This is a genomic window from Novosphingobium sp. 9U, assembly GCF_902506425.1.
Lineage (GTDB): Bacteria > Pseudomonadota > Alphaproteobacteria > Sphingomonadales > Sphingomonadaceae > Novosphingobium.
Window position 1 is genome coordinate 2552703 of record NZ_LR732469.1, and the last position, 18388, is coordinate 2571090.

The following is an 18388-nucleotide window of genomic DNA, read 5'->3' on the forward strand; positions in this document are numbered from 1 at the left end:
ATGCGCAAGGTTCTGCTGTCGATGGCGCCGATCACCGTCGCGCTTGTTGCGGGCTGCGGCTCGGGCGGCGATGCGCCTTCCGATGCGATGTCCGGGGCCAAGCGGGTCGAGGCGATCGCTTCGACGCTGCAAGCCTGCTCCTACGATGGGCGGCCGGTCGAGGCCAAGCCGGCAGCGCTTGCCGGATCGGCACCGAACGATTGCGTGGTCGCCGTCAAGAAAGTCATGGATTTTACAGGCTTACCCGCCAACTTCACGGTAGTTTCAGGGCCGGTCCCCAATGCCGCTGCGGTGATCATGCTGGACAACAACCAGGTCCCGCGCCGGGTGATAGCCTTCAACCCGAAGTTCATGGACGATGCGCGCGCGCAAGTCGGCGGCAGTCCGTGGGGGCCGATCAGCATCATGGCGCACGAGATCGCACACCACTTGTCCGGGCACACGATCGTTCCGGGGGGAAGCCGGCCCGAGATCGAGCTGGAAGCGGACAAGTTCAGCGGCTTTGTCCTGCAGAAGATGGGCGCGAGCCGCGACGATGCGACGCGCATGATCCTAAAGGTCGGCAACGTCCACGGCACCCCGACGCACCCCGACAAGCAGCGCCGCGCCCAGGCGATTGCGCAAGGCTGGAACGAGTCCTGCCTGCAGGCACGTTCAACCGGTTGCGACGGCAGCGGAGCGGGCGGCGAGCCGCTTTCGACCACGGCCCCGTCTTCGCCGAGCACCGCCCCGACGGCCCAACCGGCGGTGCTGCCTCGCCCGGGCTCGATCCCGTTCAAATACGGCCGCTTCGTCATCGACGAGACCGGCAAGCTCGATCCCGGCCGAGCCCGTGCGATGGACCAGCGGCTCTATGATCTCGCCCGCAACGTCGGTGCCGAGTTCACAATCCTGGTGGTGAACGACCTGCGCGGATTGTCGGCACAGGATTATGCCTGGGAGATGATGCGGCAGCTTCGCGTGGGTAAGCTTGACGTCGGCAACGGCGCCGTCGCCGTGGTCGCGCCGCGTCAGCACCAAGCGGCCGTGGCGTTCGGCCCCGGCTTCGCCAAGGAGGCGGAGTTCTCCAATCCTGACAAGCAGTTGCTGCAGTGGGTTGATGCGGCCTGGAACTATTGCAACGATGCTGATGGCTGCCAAGCCTGGACGGACAACCTGTTCGACGTGTTCCGCCTGACGCTCTCGAACGTCGAGCATACCAAGTGGACGATCCAGTACCCCAGCCTCGGCGCCCTGATCACGCACTACGACGAAGTGAACGCCGAGCGCATGCGCACCAAGCGCGCGTTCGACCCGGCCACCGATCAGCCGCTGGGCAACCTCATTCGCGTGAGTGGCACCGTGACTTCTATGAGCGCGCCGACCGGACCCGGGCAGGCGAACCCGCGCATCTTGGGCGGCGCGCTGGGCTACACCGCCGTCGCCATGAAGACCGACGACGGATATCCAGTGGCGCTCTACGTTTCGCCGCGGCTCGCAGGTCTGATGCCGGCCGGCAAGCTGAAGCAGGGGCAGCGCTATACCATGGTGGGCCGCCTTCAGCAGACCGGAGACAAGGCCAAGCAGTATTCGGCCATGTGGCTGTTCAGTTACGACCCACTCTGAGCGGGCTGCCCCGCTTGGGCAACCTGCGGGTTCTCCCACGAGCCACCCAAGGCACGGAACAGGTCGACCTGCGCAAACGCGACTGCGCGGGTAGCCGCGGCGTACTCCGCCTCGGACTGCGCCAGGACACGCTGGGCGTCCAGGACGTCGAGCGCATCGGTCTGGCCGCGGCTCTGGCGCGCCAAGCCGACGTTGGCCGCGCGCTGTGCCGCATCGCGAGCGGAGGCCAAGCGCTCCTTGCGCAGCAGGGCATTGCGGTAGACCGACAGCGCCGTCTCGGTCTCCTCCAGCGCCGTGAGCACGGTGCCGTCGAAGGTGGCGAGATCGGCTTGCGTGTCGGCGCGAGCGGCGGCGATGCGTGAGCGGATGCCCTCCTGATTGGGAAAGGCCCAGGATATCAGCGGGCCCAGCAGCCAGCGCAGTGGCCCGCCGCCGAACACGTCGGTGCTGCCGATCGCGGTGGTGCCGATGGTGCCGCCGAGGCTGATGCGCGGATAGAGGTCGGCCGTGGCGACGCCGATCCGTGCCGTGTCCGCCGCCAGCCTGCGCTCTGCCGCCTTTACGTCGGGACGGCGGGCGAGGAGCATGCGGCCATCGCCGACCGGGATCGGCTGGCTGACGTCAGGCGTATCGGTGCGGACGCGGGCGGCCTCGGGCAGATCCTGCGGGGTACGCCCGGTCAGCGTCGCCAGGCGGAACAGCGCTCCATCGCGCGAGGCTTGGAGCGCCGGGATCGCGGCGGCCTGCTGCTCGCGCAGCTGGGTGATGCGGATCACATCCAGGCGCTGGTTGAGGCCGCGCTCGAAGCGTGCATTGGTGATCCGCTCGGAGCGTTGCAGCAAGTCGACCGTGCGCTTAGCGACAGTGATCTGTTCGGCGGCGCTGGTGGCGTCGACATAGGCGCGCACGGTGTCTGCCACCACGCTCACGCGCACGGCATCGGCATCCTGCTGCGCGGCGGCGAGATCGGCGCGTGAGGCTTCGACCCCGCGCTTCACGCGGCCGAACAGGTCCAACTCGTAGGCCACGTTGAACTCGCCATCAACGACGCGGTTCTCGCGATCGAGGCCGGGCAGCGACTGGAAGCGCGAGGTGCGCTGGCGTCCGCCAGAGGCTTCGATCCCCGTCTGCGGCAGCGCCAGGTTGCGCGATCCGCGCAAGTCGGCCCGCGCCCGCTCGATACGCGCCACGGCGACCCGGATGTCGGTGTTGGCGGCCAGCGCGTCCTGCACCAAGCGGTCGAGTACCGGGTCGTTGTAGAGGCGCCACCATGTTCCATCCGGCTCTGCGGTGGAGACTGCCGGCAAGGTGCCGCCGATGAACGGAGCCTCCGCAGAAGGAGGCGGAGCCTTGGCGACGTAGTTGGGGCCGACGGCGCAACCCGCGAGACTGGTCGCGGCGAGCAGAGCGGCGATGGAGCGCTTGAACATGCGTAATCCCTTCAAACATCCGTGTCCGTTTGTGCCGAGCGCAGTCGAGGTACGTGAGCGAGGCGCTGGCGTGTCTCGACTTCGCTCGACACGAACGGGGTAGAGAGTGATCCTATTCGGCGGGCTGCAATGCGGGGCTGTGGCCTTGAGCATCGGGCTTCCGGCGCCGCGTGCGCTCGGCGAGGTTGCGGCAGACCACGTAGAAGGTCGGCGTGAACAGCAGACCGAACCCGGTGACGCCGGCCATGCCGAAGAACACCGCGGTGCCCAGCGCCTGGCGCAGCTCGGCGCCGGCGCCTTCCGCGATCACCAGCGGCACGGCGCCGAGGATGAAGGCGAAGCTGGTCATCAGGATCGGGCGCAGGCGCGTCTTGGCGGCGTAGACGGCCGCGTCGACGATGCTCATGCCCTGCTCCTCCTCGGCCTGCTTGGCGAACTCGACCACCAGGATCGCGTTCTTGGCCGCCAGCGCGATCAGCACCACGAGGCCGATCTGGGTCAGGATGTTGTTGTCCATGCCCCGGATCTGCACGCCGAGCATCGCCGCGAAGAGACACATCGGCACGATCAGCACGATCGCCAGCGGCAGCGTCAGGCTCTCGTACTGGGCCGCGAGCACCAGGAAGACGAAGAACACCGCCATGCCGAAGACGATCCCGGCCGTGTTGCCCGCAGTCACCTGCTGGTAGGCGATGCCCGTCCACTCGAAGTCGTAGCCCGCAGGCAGGGTGTCGTGCGCGACCTTCTCCATGACGGTGAGCGCCTGGCCCGTCGAGTGGCCGGGGGCGACGTTGCCGTCGACTTCGATCGCCTGCTGCAGGTTGTAGCGCACCACGCGGTAGGGGCCGGTCTCGTCCTTAAACGTGGCCACCGAGCCGATCGGCACCATCGCGCCCGAGTTCGACCGGGTCTTTAGGTTGGCGATGTCGGCGGTGGAGCCGCGATAGGGCGAGTCCGCCTGAGCCGTGACGCGATATGTGCGTCCCAACAAGTTGAAGTCGTTGACGAACGCTGATCCCAGATAGACCTGCAGCGCCTCGAAAATCCGCTGCGGCGGCACGCCCAGCATGTCGGCCTTCGGGCGATCGATGTCGGCAAAGATGCGCGGCGTGGCGGTGCTGAACAGCGAGTAGACCTGGGTCAGCTCGGGTTGCTTGTTGGCCTGTCCAAGCATCTTGCCGGTGGCCTTCAGCAGCTCGCCATAACCGCGACCCTGCTTGTCCTCGACGATCATGCGATAGCCGCCTGCGGGCACGATGCCGTTGATGGTGGGCGGCGGCAGCAGGTAGACTTGCGCCTTGTCGTAGCCCTTCATCGCGGCGCCTGCCTGCTCCATGATCTTCGCGTAAGTGGCGCCGATCTTCTTGCGCTCCTCGAAGCTGTCGAATGGAAAGTAGATGGCGACGGCATCGGGCGCCGCGGTGCGCGACGGACCATGAAGGCCGGCGAACATCACCGCGCCGCGGATGCCTTTGATGGGCAGCATACGGTTGGCCATGTCATGCGCGACCGCGTCCGAGCGCTCGAGGGAAGAACCGGACGGCAGGAATGCGGCGGCCAGGAAGTAGCCTTGGTCCTGCTGCGGCACGAAGCCCGCAGGCGTGGTCCAGAACAGGCCCACGGTGGCGAGGATCAGGGCGGCATAAGTCGCCATCATCCGCAGCGGGGCCTGGACCAACTTGAACGTCAGGTGCGAGTAGCGCTCGCTCATGCGCTCGAAGCCGTTGTTGAACTTGTCCGCGCCGGTTTGCATCCACCGGCGCCACTTGGGCGCATCGGCAGCAGCCCGCTCGCGGTGCTTGAGCAGGATCGAGGCGAGTGCGGGCGATAGCGTCAGCGAGATCAGCAGCGAGATCACCGTTGCGGTCGAGATGGTGACGGCGAACTGCTTGTAGAACTCGCCCGAGATGCCGCTGATGAACAGCGTTGGCACGAACACCGCGCAGAGCACCAGCACGATCGCCACCAGCGCGCCGGACACCTCGTCCATCGATCGCCGAGCGGCTTCGATGGGGCGCAAGCCTTCCTCGATGTAGCGCTCGACGTTCTCGACCACGACGATCGCATCGTCGACGACGATGCCGATCGCCAGCACCAGGCCGAACAGCGACAGGTTGTTGAGCGAGTAGCCTACCGCCGCCAGCATGACCGCGGTGCCGATCAGCGAGACCGGGATGGCGACAATCGGGATGATCGCGGCGCGCCAGTTCTGCAGGAACACCAGGATAACGAGGACGACCAGGATCACCGCTTCGAACAGCGTGTGGTACACAGCGTCGATCGATTGGCCGATGAACTCGGTCGGGTTGTAGATGACCGAGTATTCCATGCCCCTGGGGAAGGTCTTGGCCAGCGTGTCCATTTCCGATCGCACAGCCTTGGCAGCGTCGAGTGCGTTCGAGCCGGGGCGCTGCATTACCGCTATGACGACGGTCGGCTTGTTCGAGAGGTAGGTGTTGATGGTGTAGTCCTGCGCGCCGAGCTCGACCCGCGCCACGTCACGCACGCGCACCTGCCGACCGTCGGGATCGGTGCGCACCACGACGTCGCCGAACTGCTCGGGCGTGGTCAGGCGGCCCTGCAGCTCGACGCCGATCTGGTAGGCGTTGCCGGTGTTGTAGGGCGGGGCGCCCAGGGCGCCGGCCGAGACCTGCACGTTCTGCGCGCGCAGAGCGGCGACGATCTCACCAGGCGTCAGGTCCATCGCCGAGGCGCGGCCCGGGTCTATCCAGATGCGCATGCCGTAGTCGCGCGAGCCGTAGAGGCGCACGTCGCCCACGCCATCGAGGCGGCCGAGCTTGTCCTTCACTTGCGTAATCGCGTAGTTCGAGAGGTAGTCGCGATCGAGCGAGCCGTCGGGCGACTGCAGGTTCACCACCATCAGGAAGTCGGGCGAGGTCTTGCGGGTCACGACGCCGAACTGCTGCACCTCAGTGGGCAGGCGGGGGAGGGCGACCGCGACGCGGTTCTGCACCAGCACCTGCGCGGCATCGAGGTCGGTGCCGATCTTGAAGGTCACGGTGATGGTCGTCTTGCCGTCGCCCGTGGACTGCGAATCCATGTAGAGCATGTTGTCGACGCCGTTGATCTCCTGCTCGATCGGAGCGGCGACCGTGTCGGCCACGGTCTCAGCCGAGGCACCTGGATACTGCGCCGTCACGGTGACGGTCGGCGGGACCACGTCGGGATACTGGGTGACGGGCAGGCCGAGGAAGGCGAGCGCGCCGACCACGGTGATGATCACCGCGATGACGCCTGCGAAGATCGGCCGGTCGATGAAGAAGCGTGAGAAACGCATGAGGCATGTCCCTGTTGGGCGAGCGCGGTGGCTCACCCGTTGCGGGTGATCGTGTCGAAGCGGGCCTGTGGTCCTCCCCTGCAAGGGGAGGGGGACCGCCGCTGCGAGCGGTGGTGAAGGGGTGTCCACGCTGGCGGTGACACCCTCCGTCAGCCTTTAGGGGCTGCCACCACCCGTTGCAGGGGAGGATCTTTCCACAAGCATCCTCAATCCAAGGTCGCTTGCGCCGCCGTTGGTGAGTTCGAGCCTGCCTGAGGAGTGGGCGCCGTTTTCGCAGCCACGATCCGTCCCGGCTTCGCATCGACCTTCGATCCTGCGATCGCGGCCTGGAAGTTGCTGATCACAATCCTGTCAGTCGGCGCCAGGCCCGAACGGATCACCCTCAGGCCATTCACCACCGGGCCGAGCTGGACGGGCTTTGCCGCCACCGTACCGTCGGCGCCAACTGTCAGCACGACCTTGCGCGCCTGATCGGATTGCACCGCCTCATCAGGCACGAGCATCGCCCGGACCTTGCCGGCATCGGCCAGGCGCATGTTGCCGAACATGCCCGGCGTGAGGAAGCCTTCGGGATTGGGCACCACCGCGCGGACCCGGATGGTGCCGGAGCGAGGGTCGAGCCCGTTGTCGGTGAAGTCCAGCCTGCCGTTCCAGCGATAGTCTGCCTCATCCTGCAGGCGCACTTGCACGTCGGCGGGAGCTTGCCTGGCCTGGCGCTCACGCTGGGTCTTCAGGAACAGCGCCTCGGAGGCGTCGAAGTTGAAGTAGATCGGGTCGACCGCGTTGATCGTCGTCAGCAACGTCGCGCTGGCGCCGTTGTCGCCCGAGACGAGGTTGCCGACATCCACCCGGCGGTCCGAGACGCGGCCGGAGATCGGTGCGCGCACAGTGGCGAACTCCATGCTGAGCGCACGCGTCTGCACGCGGGCTTGCGCACCGGCAAGACCGGCCTCGGCAGCACGGACGCGCGCGCGCAGCTGGTCGACTTCGCTGGCGGCCATCGCTTCGTCGCCGGTGAGCCCGGCGACGCGCGCATAGTCGGAGCGGGCCAGTGCGAGGGTGCTGCGTGCAGAGGCGACGTCGGCCTGAGCCTCGGCCAGTGCAGCGCGATAAGGCCGCGGATCGACCACGAACAGTGGCTGGCCTTGGCGCACGAAGTCGCCATCGCGGAACAGGATCTGCACCACGGCGCCGGACACGCGGGGGCGGACCTCGACCGTCCGGCTGGGGGCGAAGCGGCCGACATAGTCGTTCCACTCGGTCACCTCCCGCACCAGCGGCATCGCGGCCTGGACCACCGGCGTCGGCATCGGCGCTGCGTCTGCCTTCGGACCCGAGAAGACCTTCCAACCGATCCCCGCGACCAGGACTAGGGCGATCACGCCAACGATGGGCCCTCGCCGAAGTCTGGACCGCGCCGGAGGAGGGGTCTCGGAGACAAAGGTGTCGTACCGCGGTATTTCGATATTGGTGGGCGAGTTCACGCGGGAGTTTCTCCAGTTGAGCAGGCGGGGCGCGCAAGGGCGCGCTCTCGACGCGGAAAGCGGCGGAAGACAGACGCAGGGATGCGCACTCGAGGTCGAGCAGCGCACCGGAGGTCGGGATCAATTAAGAGTCGAGATGCCGCCTCTTAAGGGGAACGGCCTTGTTATGTCCGGTCAGTGTCGGCCTTGAGATCGCATCATGGGACCTCCCATCGAGAAAGGCTGCAATGTTCTATACCAAGTGGTATATATTGCGCTGCGGCATCGCGTCAAGCGACTTTCTGTACCGAGGGGTAGATTATCGTTCATCGCGGTGAAATCAAGGGGTGAACTGCGGCCCAGAGTGTGGCAGCCAAGGTGCTGCCGAAAGGCTGGAACGCTCCGCGCTGCTCTCTGGCAGCGTACCGAGCCAACGAAAGGCTGTGATCTCAACGCTGTCGGAGGTCGTTCAAGCCCGGCCGTGATTCGCCGACGGCGATGAAATTCGTTTAGCCGAACTCGAGATGTGCGGCAGCGCTGGGGTGCGCGAAGGGGAATGACGTGAGGGTGGGATACAAGTCGCTGGTCGGAGTGCTGCTCTTGGCGGTGGCGGCCTGTAGCAAGCAGGCACCGCCCCCGCCGCCGCCGCCAGAGGTTACCGTCGCGACACCGCTTCGGCGCGAAGTCATCGATTGGGATGACTATACCGGCAGATTCGAGGCGCCGCAGGATGTGGAGGTGCGCGCGCGTATCGATGGCGTCGTCACCGGCATTCATTTTCGCAACGGCCAGGACGTTGGAACCGGCGCGCCGCTCATCACCATCGATCCTCGCCCCTACCAGGCCGCCTTGCAGCAGGCGCGTGCGCAAGTCGCAAGGGCGCAGGCGACGCTTGCGAACGCGCGCTCGGTAGCGGCGCGCAGTGGCCAGCTCGCGCAAGCCCAGGCGGTTAGCCGCGAGGAACTGGAAACCGATGTCGCCGCCCGCCGCACGGCCGAAGCCGATCTGGCTGCCGCCCGCGCCGCGGTCCGCAATGCCGAGTTGAACTTGTCGTTCACCACCGTGCGCGCGCCCTTCGCCGGCCGCGCGTCGGACCGCCGCGTCAGCTTGGGCGATACGGTACAGGACGGCGAGACCGTGCTCACTCGCATCGTCTCGCTCGACCCGCTGTGGTTCACGTTCGAGGGCGCCGAGGCGTTCTACCTCAAGAACCTGCGCCAGGATCAGCGCGGCGAGCGCGGCTCCTCGCGCAACACGGCCAACCCGGTCGACATCCAGCTCGCCGACGAGGATGACTACCGGTGGCACGGCCGGATGGAGTTCCTCGACAACGCGATCGATCCCAATTCGGGCACGATCCGGGCGCGGGCCGTGGTCGCCAACCCCACGCGCTTCCTTACGCCCGGCATGTTCGGCCGCGCCCGGCTGCTCGGCTCCGGTCGCTATCAGGCGCTGTTGGTGCCCGATGAAGCGATCGTCACGGATCAGAACCGCCGCCTGGTCTACGTCGTCAATCGTGAGAACAAGATCGTCCCGCGCCCGGTTGAGCTCGGCGCCAAGGTCGAGGGCCTGCGCATCGTGCGTGCCGGGCTTGCGCCGACCGAGCGCGTCGTCCTCGATGGGCTGGGCAAGGTGCGCCCGGACACAGTCGTGAAGACGCGGCAGGGGCAGATCAAGCCGAGTCCGGGCACGCAGCCGGCACCGACTTCCAAGCTCGTCGAGCCGGTGTCGGGCCAGGCGACGACGGACTGAGCCCAGTGCGGCTGCCTCACTTCTTCATCGATCGGCCGATCTTCGCGGCCGTGCTTTCGATCCTGATCGCGATCGTCGGTGCGCTCGCCTACCCGGTCCTGCCGATCGCCCAATATCCGGAGATCGCTCCGCCAACGGTGGTCGTCGCCGCCAGTTATCCGGGTGCCTCGGCTGAGACCCTGGCCGACACTGTCGCCACGCCGATCGAGAACGCGATCAACGGGGTGGAGGGCATGATCTACATGTCTTCTTCCTCGACCGGGAACGGCCAGGTCAACATCACCGTCAGCTTCGCGCAAGGGACCGACGTCAACCAGGCGCAAGTCCTGGTGCAGAACCGCGTCACCACCGCAGAGCCGCGCCTGCCCGAGGAGGTGCGGCGCATCGGCGTCACCGTGAACCGCGCCTCGCCCGACTTGCTGCTGGTCGCGTTCTTCCGCTCGCCCGACAAGTCGCTCGACCAGACATACGTGTCCAACTACGTGACGCTCCAGGTGCTCGACCGCGTCAAGCGCGTGCGAGGCGTCGGCGAAGCGCGGCTGAATGGCGCACGCGATTACGGCATGCGCGTGTGGATCGACCCTGGCCTCGCCGCCGCGCGCGACATGACTGTCGACGAGGTGGTCAACAAGATCCGCGCGCAGAACGTGCAGGTCGCCGCAGGCACCGTCGGCCAGCCGCCATACGGTCGCGGCAACAATGCTTTCGAGCTGGGCATCCAGACGCAAGGGCGGCTGACTTCTCCCGACCAGTTCGGCGCGATCATCCTCAAACGCGATACGCAAGGGCGGCTGACCCGGCTGCGCGATGTGGCACGGGTGGAACTGGGCGCGCAGGACTACGGCATCAACGCGTACCTCCACGGCAAGCCGGCGATCGCATTGGGTGTGTCGCAGCTGCCCGGCTCTAACGCGCTCGAAACGGCCGAGGCGGTGCGCCAGGAGCTGAAGGCCGCATCCAAGGACTTCCCGCCGGGCCTCGTCTACTCGGTCGATTACGACCCGACCACGTATATCCAGGAGTCGATCACGGCGGTCCAGCACACGCTGTTCGAGGCGGTTGTGCTGGTCAGCCTGGTGGTACTGATCTTCCTCCAGAGCTGGCGCGCGGCGATCGTGCCGATCATCGCCATTCCGATTTCGCTGATCGGCTCCTTCGCGGCCCTGGCGGCGCTGGGGTACTCGCTCAACAACCTCTCGCTGTTTGGCCTCGTGCTCGCGATCGGCATCGTTGTCGATGACGCCATCGTCGTCATCGAGAACATCGAGCGACTCATGGAGGAGGAGGGGCTCTCTCCTCGCGAAGCCGCGCACAAGACGATGGACGAGGTCTCCGGCGCGCTGATCGCGATCGCGCTGGTGCTGGTGGGCGTGTTCCTGCCGACTGCGTTCATCCCGGGCATCTCGGGCCAGTTCTACCAGCAGTTCGCGATTACCATCTCTTCGGCGACACTGCTCTCCGCGTTCGTCTCGTTGACCTTGTCGCCGGCGCTCTCGGCGCTGATCCTGAAGCCGCGCAGCCATGCCGAGCCGCGTGCCGGCTGGCGAGGGTTGCCCGGCCGCGCGGCGGGCAAGTTCAATCGCGGGTTCGAACGCCTGTCCGATCGCTATGGCAGGCTGACGGCGCGCCTGGTCAAAGTGCTGGGCATGGTCGGCATCGTCTACGTTCTGCTGATCGCGCTGGCGGGCTGGCGCTTCTACGCGACGCCGACCGGCTTCATTCCGGCTCAGGACCAGGGATACCTGATCGGCGTCGTCCAGCTGCCGCCCGGCGCCTCGCTGGCGCGCACCGATGCCGTGCTGCGCGATGGGATCGAGCGGGCGATAAAGCTGCCTGGCGTGCGCGATGCGGCGGGCTTCGCCGGCCTCGACGGCGCAAGCTTCACCGCGGCACCCAACGCCGGCGTGATCTTCTTTACGCTGAAACCGCACGAGGAGCGTTCGGTCACGGCGGGCGAGGTGCAGCAATCGCTGTTCGGCGCCTTCTCCACCATCCGGGACGGCAGCATCCTCGTGATCGCCCCGCCACCGGTGAACGGCATCGGCACCGGCGGCGGCTTCAAGATGATGATCGAGGATCGCGCAGGGAAGGGCTATCCCGCGCTCGCTGCCGCGACGCAGGCGATGATGGGGCAGGCCAACGGTCTGGAGCCGGTTGCCGGCGCCTTCTCACTCTTCAACGTCGGCACGCCGCGGCTGACGGCGGACATCGACCGGGAGCGGGCCGAGCGCATGGGCGTGCCGGTTGAGAACGTGTTCTCGACCTTGGGAACGTACCTTGGCTCCACATACGTCAACGACTTCAACTTCCTCGGCCGCACCTTTCGCGTGACCGCCCAGGCCGACGCACCCTATCGTGACGAGACCGGCGACATCCAGCAGTTGAAAACCCGCTCGGCGACGGGCGAGATGGTACCGCTCAGCTCGATCCTGACGCTCAGGAACGATGCCGGGCCCTACCGCGTGGTGCGCTACAACCTGCATCCCGCCGCCGAGCTGCAGGGTGACACCAAGCCCGGCTACTCCAGTGGCGAGACCTTGCGCGCCATGGAGGAACTGGCCGGTCGCGTCTTGCCCGCGGGGTTCGACTACGAGTGGACGGAGCTTGCCTATCAGCAGAAGCAGGCGGGCAACACCGGTGCCGTCGCCTTCGTCCTGGCTGTGATGTTCGTGTTCCTTCTGCTGGCCGCGTTGTACGAAAGCGTGATCCTGCCGCTTGCGGTCATCCTGATCGTGCCGATGTGCCTGCTCGCGGCGATCGTCGGCGTGAACGTGATGGGCATGGACAACAACATCCTGACCCAGATCGGCCTCGTCGTGCTGATCGGCCTTGCAGCCAAGAACGCGATCCTGATTGTCGAGTTCGCGAGGCAGGGCGAGCATGAGGGCTTGGGCATCGCCGAGGCTGCGGTCCAAGCCGCACACCAGCGCCTGCGCCCCATCCTGATGACCTCGATCGCCTTCATCCTGGGCGTGTTGCCGCTGGTGATCAGCACCGGTGCGGCAGCCGAGATGCGCCGGGCGCTGGGTGTCGCGGTGTTCTTCGGCATGATCGGCGTGACCATCTTCGGCCTGCTGTTCACGCCTGCCTTCTACGTCATCAGCCGCAAGTTTGGTGAGTGGTCCGCGCGCAAGTGGAGCCGCCGCAAGCCGCCGGCTGAGCCCGACGCGGAGGTCGTGGCATGAAGCGCCTCGCAAGCGTGGCTGCGGTGCTGCTTGCGGGTTGCGCCGTTGGCCCCAACTACACGCGCCCCATCAATCCGGTGACGCCCGAAGCCAGCACCTTCGTCGATCCGGGGATGAGCAAGGTCTCGACCGGTGCTGCCGAGGGTCAATGGTGGCGCCTGTTCGCCGATCCGGCGCTGGACCGGCTCGTCACTGATGCCTTGGCGCACAACACCGACTTGCGTCAGGCTGCCGCCAACTTGCGCCGCGCTCGCGCGGTCTTGTCCGAGGCGCGCGCGGGTCGTTTCCCCATGACCGACTTGTCGGCAAGCTACACCCGCCAGCGCATCGGCCTCGATCAGCCGCAAGCCGCGCTGGGCGGAGCTGGAGCCGGTACCAACGGCCCGAGCGGCTTCGAGTTCGACTTCTTCCAGGCCGGATTCGACGTGTCCTACGAGGTCGATCTGTTCGGCCGCGTCTCGCGCACGATCGAGGCCGCACGCGGCGATGCGGCGGCAGCGCGAGCGGCTCTCGATGCGGCGCGCGTGTCGGTGGCGGCCGAGACTGCGCGGACGTATGCGCAGGCTTGCGGCTATGCCGCGCAGGCCGATGTCGCGCGCGAGACGGCGCGGTTGCAGGACCAGACGCTGGCGCTCACCCGCCGCTTGTCAGATGCGGGTCGAGGCACCCGGCGCGAGATCGACCAGGCGGTGGTGCTTTCCGAGAGCGCTCGCGCGCAAGTGCCTACGTTCGAAGGCGAACGCCGCGCTGCGCTCTATGCCTTGGCGACCTTGACCGGGCGACCTCCCGCCGAGATCGACGCCGACGCCAGCGCCTGCAAGACGCCACCAGGCGTGCGCACGCTCATCCCGGTGGGCGACGGCACCGCGCTGCTCACCCGCCGGGCCGACGTGCGTGAAGCGGAGCGCACGCTCGCCGCCGAGACGGCCCGGGTGGGCGTGGCGACTGCAGCGCTCTACCCATCGGTGCAGCTGTTGGGATCGGCGTCGCTCGGGTCGACCGATATCGACCGGCTGGGCAAGGCGAGGTCGTTCAACTTTTCATTAGGGCCGCTCATCAGCTGGAGCTTCCCCAACATGGCGGTTGCGCGCTCGCGCATTCGGCAGGCGGAAGCATCGAGTGAAGGCGCGCTGGCGGCGTTCGACGGCACGGTGCTGACGGCACTGCGCGAAGTGGAGCAGGCGCTGGCCCGCTACTCCAGCGCGCTCGAAGCGAACGCCAGCCTGCGCCGAGCGGAAGCGGCTGCGAACGATGCCGCATCGATCGCTGGTGTGCGCTTCGAGGCGGGGCGGGACAGCTTCCTCCAGCGCCTCGACGCCGAGCGCGACCGGGCCCAAGCACGCGCGGCGCTGGCGCAGTCCAACGTGGCATTAGCAGAGGCGCAAGTGGCGCTGTTCAAGGCACTCGGCGGCGGCTGGGAAGGCGCGGTGGAGCCGCAGAAGCGCAGCGCCCCTTAGATCCGACCGTGACCGAGGAAGGGGACCGCCGCCGCAGGCGCGGGTGGAGGGCTTCAACTTTTTCGGTCGAGCACCTCGGGCTGGTAATATCCCTCCGTCAGTCCTGTGGACTGCAACCTCCCCTTGCAGGAAACGATCTTCAAGTCAGCACCAGGATCGCTGGCACGAGCACGCTAAGCCCCGTCAGCGCTTGCAGCGACTTGCGAAACATTCGTGATCCGATCGGCGCCAGCGCCGCTAGCACCAGCACGGCCAGCCCCGTCCAGAACACCGCCGCCAGCGGCACGGCATTGCCCGCCACCAGCCGCATGGTCAGGGTCGCCCCGAGCATGAACGGACTGCCCCAGACCACCGCATCCCACAGGCGGAGCAGGCGGGGCTCCTGGTGGCCGCGCCTGCGGCGCTTGCCGAGCCAGATGTAAGTCCCGGTCGCGCAGATCGCCGTCAGGGCGGTGCCGAACAGCACGTAGGCGAGCTTGACCGGGAGGCCGCCGTAGTCGCCGAAGTGCAGACCGTAGACCGAGGCACTCGCCTGCTGTCCAAGCGCTCCGTCGGAAAGGCCTGCCTTGCCCAGCAAACGCCCGCGTGCATCGTATCGATAGGTCTCGCCGAAGATCAGCCGCCGCGCGTGCTTGGCCGAGACCTGCACTTCCTGCCCGGCGGTCAGGGGCTCGTGGATGGTCACGTATGTGGGGCGGGCGTCTGGATGGTCGCGGGTGAACGCGGCGATCACCGCGGCGACGTCGGGCACGCCGCTGCGCCGCGCGTCGGGCTTGCCCTCTTCGCCGAACAGCGGCGCGTAGACTTCCTCCACCTTGCCGCCTTCGAACAACGAGGCGAGGCCCCAGGCGGTCAGACTGCCGAGGCCGATCACCGCGCCCGTCAGCGCGATGGCAACCGAGAAGGGCAGGGTCCAGACTGACAAGCGGTTGTGCCAGTCGGCAAGACCCACGCCGTTGTGATCACGTGCGCGCAAGGTGAAGGCGTCGCGGAAGATACGCGGATGGGCGACAACGCCGGTGATCGACAGCGCCAGGATCATCGCGCCCAAGGCTCCGACCACGGTTAGGCCGATCAGCCCGGGCAGGTTGAGCGTGTAGTGCAGAGCCACCAGGAAGTCGGACCAGGCGATCTGCTCCGGGCCGGCGATCGCGCCGTCGGCGCCAAGGTGCACGGCCTGCGTGTCGGTGGTGATCGTCGTGCGCGGCAGGTCTTCCACCGGCATGTGGACATAGAGATGGGTGGTCGCCGGCTTGCCCCGCTCGCTTGCCAGGACGGCCTCGACACCGCGCTGCACGGCCACAGGGGCGATGCTGTCCATCTCGGGGGCGTGGCGCTGTTCCAGGCGCTGGAGCTCAGGGTAGAAGACGCTGATGGTGCCGGTCAGGCATACGAGGTAGAGCAGGGCACTTGCCAGCAGGCCGATCGCGGCATGGCCGGAAAGTGCGCGCTTGACGCTCGACGGCTCGGGCGCGGCGCTCACGAGAGCAGCCCCATCGCCACGCAAGGCCAGAGGGGCAGGCTTGCCACCGCCAGCACTTTGGCCTGGCCGCACCGGCTCGGCTGCATCAGCAGCAGGTAGGCGAGGACGGCCCAGGCGAGCGGCATCAGCATCAACGCCAGAGAGTAGGCGTTTGCTTCGCCCGCTCCTGCCATCAGCGCCAGACCAGCGACTGCCACAGCGATGCCTACGCCCAATGTAGCGGCGGCCAGCACCACCAGCACGAAGGTCAGGATGCGCCCGGCGAGCCGCAGCGGCTCGCCCCTGTCCGGCAGCGCACCGACCCGCCGGTTCGACGCACGCTGCTTGCCGGGCTGGGAGCCGAGACCCGAGAACGCCAGCAGCACCATGGCCGCGCCCATCGGCCACAGCGAAGTGACCGCCAGACCCCACGCACCTGCCGCCGCCCAGCCGCACACCGCTCCGACCAGGATGAGCAGCCAGCCGGCGAGGTTGAGTGGATGCGAGCGCCGCTTGTGCGCCCAGGCGACGCGCAGCACGCCCACGCCCGCAACGCCGGCCAAAGACCCGATTACGAGAGGCGCGCTGCTCTCCATCAGAAGCGGTAGCTTACCGTGCCGAACACCTGCCGCTGTTCGCCGATGAAGCAGTCCCCGCGTGAGAGGCAGGCGGCGTAGAAGCTTTTGTCGAACAGGTTGGTAGCGTTGATCGCCAGCGACCACTGGCGCCAGGTCAGCTCCGCCATGGCATCGACAAGCGTGTAGTCGGGCGTGCGCAGGCCGTTCGGGAAGCCGGGCAAGCCATACGAGCGGTTCGCTCCCGAGTAGCGGGCGCCGGCGCCGAGCCGAAGTTGCGCCTCTTGGGACAATTGGAAAGGCCGTGAGAGCCACGCCGAGGCGTTGTACTTGGGCGTGTTCTCCACCTGCACACCGGTACCGTCGATCTGCGCCTTGTTGTAGCTGAAGTTTGCGAGCAGCTGCAGCTGGCCGGGCAGGGTGACGTTGCCCTCAAGCTCGATGCCCTTCGAGGTGAGACCACCGGCCTGCGCCTGATCGAAAGGATCAGGTGTCGTCGGATCGTCGACCGGGCGGTTGGATTGCTTGATGTGGTAGGCGGTCACGGTCACCAGCGTTGCGTCGCTGGGGTGGAACTTGACGCCCGCCTCGAACTGCCGCCCGCGCTGCGGCTTGAACGGATCACCGTTGCTGGCGGTGCCGGAGATCGGCTCGAAGTTCTCGGTATAGCTGAAGAACGGCGAGACACCGTGCACCAGCTCGCCGATGATGCCCGCACGGAACGACGTCGCATCGTCCTTCACCGCGGCCGCACCGAGCGCCTTCGCCTCGACATGGTCGCGGCGCACGCCCAGCACTAAAGAGACGCGGTCGGCGAAGCGGATCTGGTCCTGCAGGTAGAGGCCGAGCTGCTTCTGCTTCACGTTCTCGCCTGGCTCGGCATCAGCGGGTAGACCGCCGCCGAAGTCGGACAGGCTGTCATAATCGATATCGTAGATGTCGATGTACTCCAAACCGAATGCCGACACCTTCCGGACGTGGTTCCAGCTGTAGTCGACCCCTGCGAGCAATACGTGCTCGATCTGGCTGCCACTGTTGAAGTTCACCTGCACGTTGTTGTCGGTCGAGAAGATGTTCATCCGCGCCCGGCTGGCATCGTAGTAGTTGCCGATGAAGCGTTGGTTCGGGTCGGGGATGGGCAACTGGGTCACGGAGTCGAACTGGCCGGGCAGCACGTAGGGGTTCAGCGGGTTGCTGTAGCTGTTCGGGTAGTGCGTGAAGTAGTCGAGATCGCTGTCGATGTAGCGCGCCTTGAGGTTCAGCTTCACTGAGTCGCTGAAACGATGCGTCACGATGCCGGTGCCTTGCAGCAGGCGGCCGTCATAGCGATCCCAGCCGGGCTTGCCGATGAAAAGGTCGTCGGGCAGCTTGCCGTTCGGGTTCGGGAGGATGGTACCGACGATCGGCAGGAACTGCGCCGTCGATCCGCCGTCGTCCTCCTGGTAGAGGCCGATCAGGGTCACGTCGGTCTGCGCAGTGGGACGCCAAGTGATCGAGGGCGAGATCATCACCCGATCGTCGGGCACGTGGTCGGTCTGAGTGCCGGAGTCGCGCACTCGGGCAACGACGCGGGCTGCCAGCGTTTCGCCGAGCGGCGCTTGCAAGTCGGCCAGCGCTTCCTTGCGATCGAACGACCCGTAACGCAGCGAGACCTCGCCGCGCGTTTCGAACTCGGGCTGCTTGGACACGAGGTTGAACAAGCCGCCGAGCGAGCCCTGGCCGAACAGCACCGATGCGGGTCCGCGCACCAGCTGCACTTGCGAGAAGTTGTAAGGATCGGCGGTGATGCTGGCGTAGTAGCTGAAGATGTCGCGCATGCCGTCGCGGAACTGCAGCGCGCTGACGCCGCGCACCGTGGCGCCATCGACGCGGGTGTCCCGGCCATAGCCGTTGACCTGCACGCCCGAGACGTAGCGCAGCGTGTCGCTGATCGAGAGCGCGCCCTGACGGGTGAACATCTCCTCTGACACGATCGTGATCGGCTGCGGTGTCTCGATCGCGGGCGTGTCGGTCTTGGTCGCGGCCCCACTCTGCGCACGTTCACCGGTGACGATGATGTCGTCTAGCGGCGCCTCGTCGGCATGAGCTGGAAGAGCGGCCATGGCGGTAAGAGCCGTTCCGCACAGCGCGGCGAGACGAGATAGGCGCATCTAAGAGGGTC

At 67.0% G+C, this 18388-nt stretch carries 10 protein-coding genes; 4 read left to right on the forward strand and 6 right to left on the reverse strand.

The window, feature by feature from the left end; all coding sequences use genetic code 11:
* Complete coding sequence (locus GV044_RS11900; protein ID WP_159869878.1) at positions 1-1605, forward strand: TPM domain-containing protein; 1605 nt, start codon at positions 1-3, stop codon at positions 1603-1605.
* Here the strand turns inward: GV044_RS11900 and GV044_RS11905 are convergent.
* The 3 genes from GV044_RS11905 to GV044_RS11915 form a co-directional block, all read right to left on the reverse strand.
* Positions 1590-3035, reverse strand: coding sequence for an efflux transporter outer membrane subunit (locus tag GV044_RS11905; RefSeq protein ID WP_159869881.1), 1446 nt, complete (start codon positions 3033-3035; stop codon positions 1590-1592). The genes GV044_RS11900 and GV044_RS11905 overlap by 16 nt on opposite strands.
* Positions 3036-3147: 112 nt before the next feature.
* Positions 3148-6333 (reverse strand): efflux RND transporter permease subunit, encoded by a 3186-nt coding sequence (locus GV044_RS11910; protein WP_159869884.1) that lies wholly within the window; start codon positions 6331-6333, stop codon positions 3148-3150.
* A 206-nt stretch (positions 6334-6539) separates the two neighbouring features.
* On the reverse strand, positions 6540-7817 hold the full coding sequence (locus tag GV044_RS11915) for an efflux RND transporter periplasmic adaptor subunit (RefSeq protein WP_371741599.1): 1278 nt from the start codon (positions 7815-7817) through the stop codon (positions 6540-6542).
* A 540-nt stretch (positions 7818-8357) separates the two neighbouring features.
* Between GV044_RS11915 and GV044_RS11920 the strand changes: the two genes are divergently transcribed.
* The 3 genes from GV044_RS11920 to GV044_RS11930 are packed head-to-tail and all read left to right on the forward strand — an operon-like array spanning position 8358 to position 14190.
* Positions 8358-9548, forward strand: coding sequence for an efflux RND transporter periplasmic adaptor subunit (locus GV044_RS11920; RefSeq protein WP_159869887.1), 1191 nt, complete (start codon positions 8358-8360; stop codon positions 9546-9548).
* Positions 9549-9553: 5 nt separating this feature from the next.
* Positions 9554-12733 carry an efflux RND transporter permease subunit gene (locus tag GV044_RS11925; protein ID WP_159869890.1) on the forward strand — a complete coding sequence of 1060 codons (3180 nt, stop codon included), beginning with the start codon at positions 9554-9556 and terminating at the stop codon, positions 12731-12733.
* A complete protein-coding gene (locus tag GV044_RS11930) occupies positions 12730-14190 on the forward strand; it encodes an efflux transporter outer membrane subunit (RefSeq protein WP_159869893.1) in 1461 nt (486 codons plus the stop codon). Before GV044_RS11925 ends, GV044_RS11930 begins: the two co-directional genes overlap by 4 nt.
* A gap of 139 nt (positions 14191-14329) precedes the next feature.
* Here the strand turns inward: GV044_RS11930 and GV044_RS11935 are convergent, their stop codons facing one another.
* The 3 genes from GV044_RS11935 to GV044_RS11945 are packed head-to-tail and all read right to left on the reverse strand — an operon-like array spanning position 14330 to position 18377.
* Positions 14330-15673 carry a PepSY domain-containing protein gene (locus tag GV044_RS11935; protein ID WP_159869896.1) on the reverse strand — a complete coding sequence of 448 codons (1344 nt, stop codon included), beginning with the start codon at positions 15671-15673 and terminating at the stop codon, positions 14330-14332.
* Positions 15670-16215, reverse strand: a complete 546-nt coding sequence (locus tag GV044_RS11940; protein WP_159869899.1) for a hypothetical protein — start codon at positions 16213-16215, stop codon at positions 15670-15672. The genes GV044_RS11935 and GV044_RS11940 overlap by 4 nt, the downstream gene beginning before the upstream one ends.
* Positions 16216-16247: 32 nt before the next feature.
* Positions 16248-18377, reverse strand: a complete 2130-nt coding sequence (locus GV044_RS11945) for a TonB-dependent siderophore receptor (protein WP_159869902.1) — start codon at positions 18375-18377, stop codon at positions 16248-16250.
* Between the last annotated feature and the right edge of the window lie 11 nt (positions 18378-18388).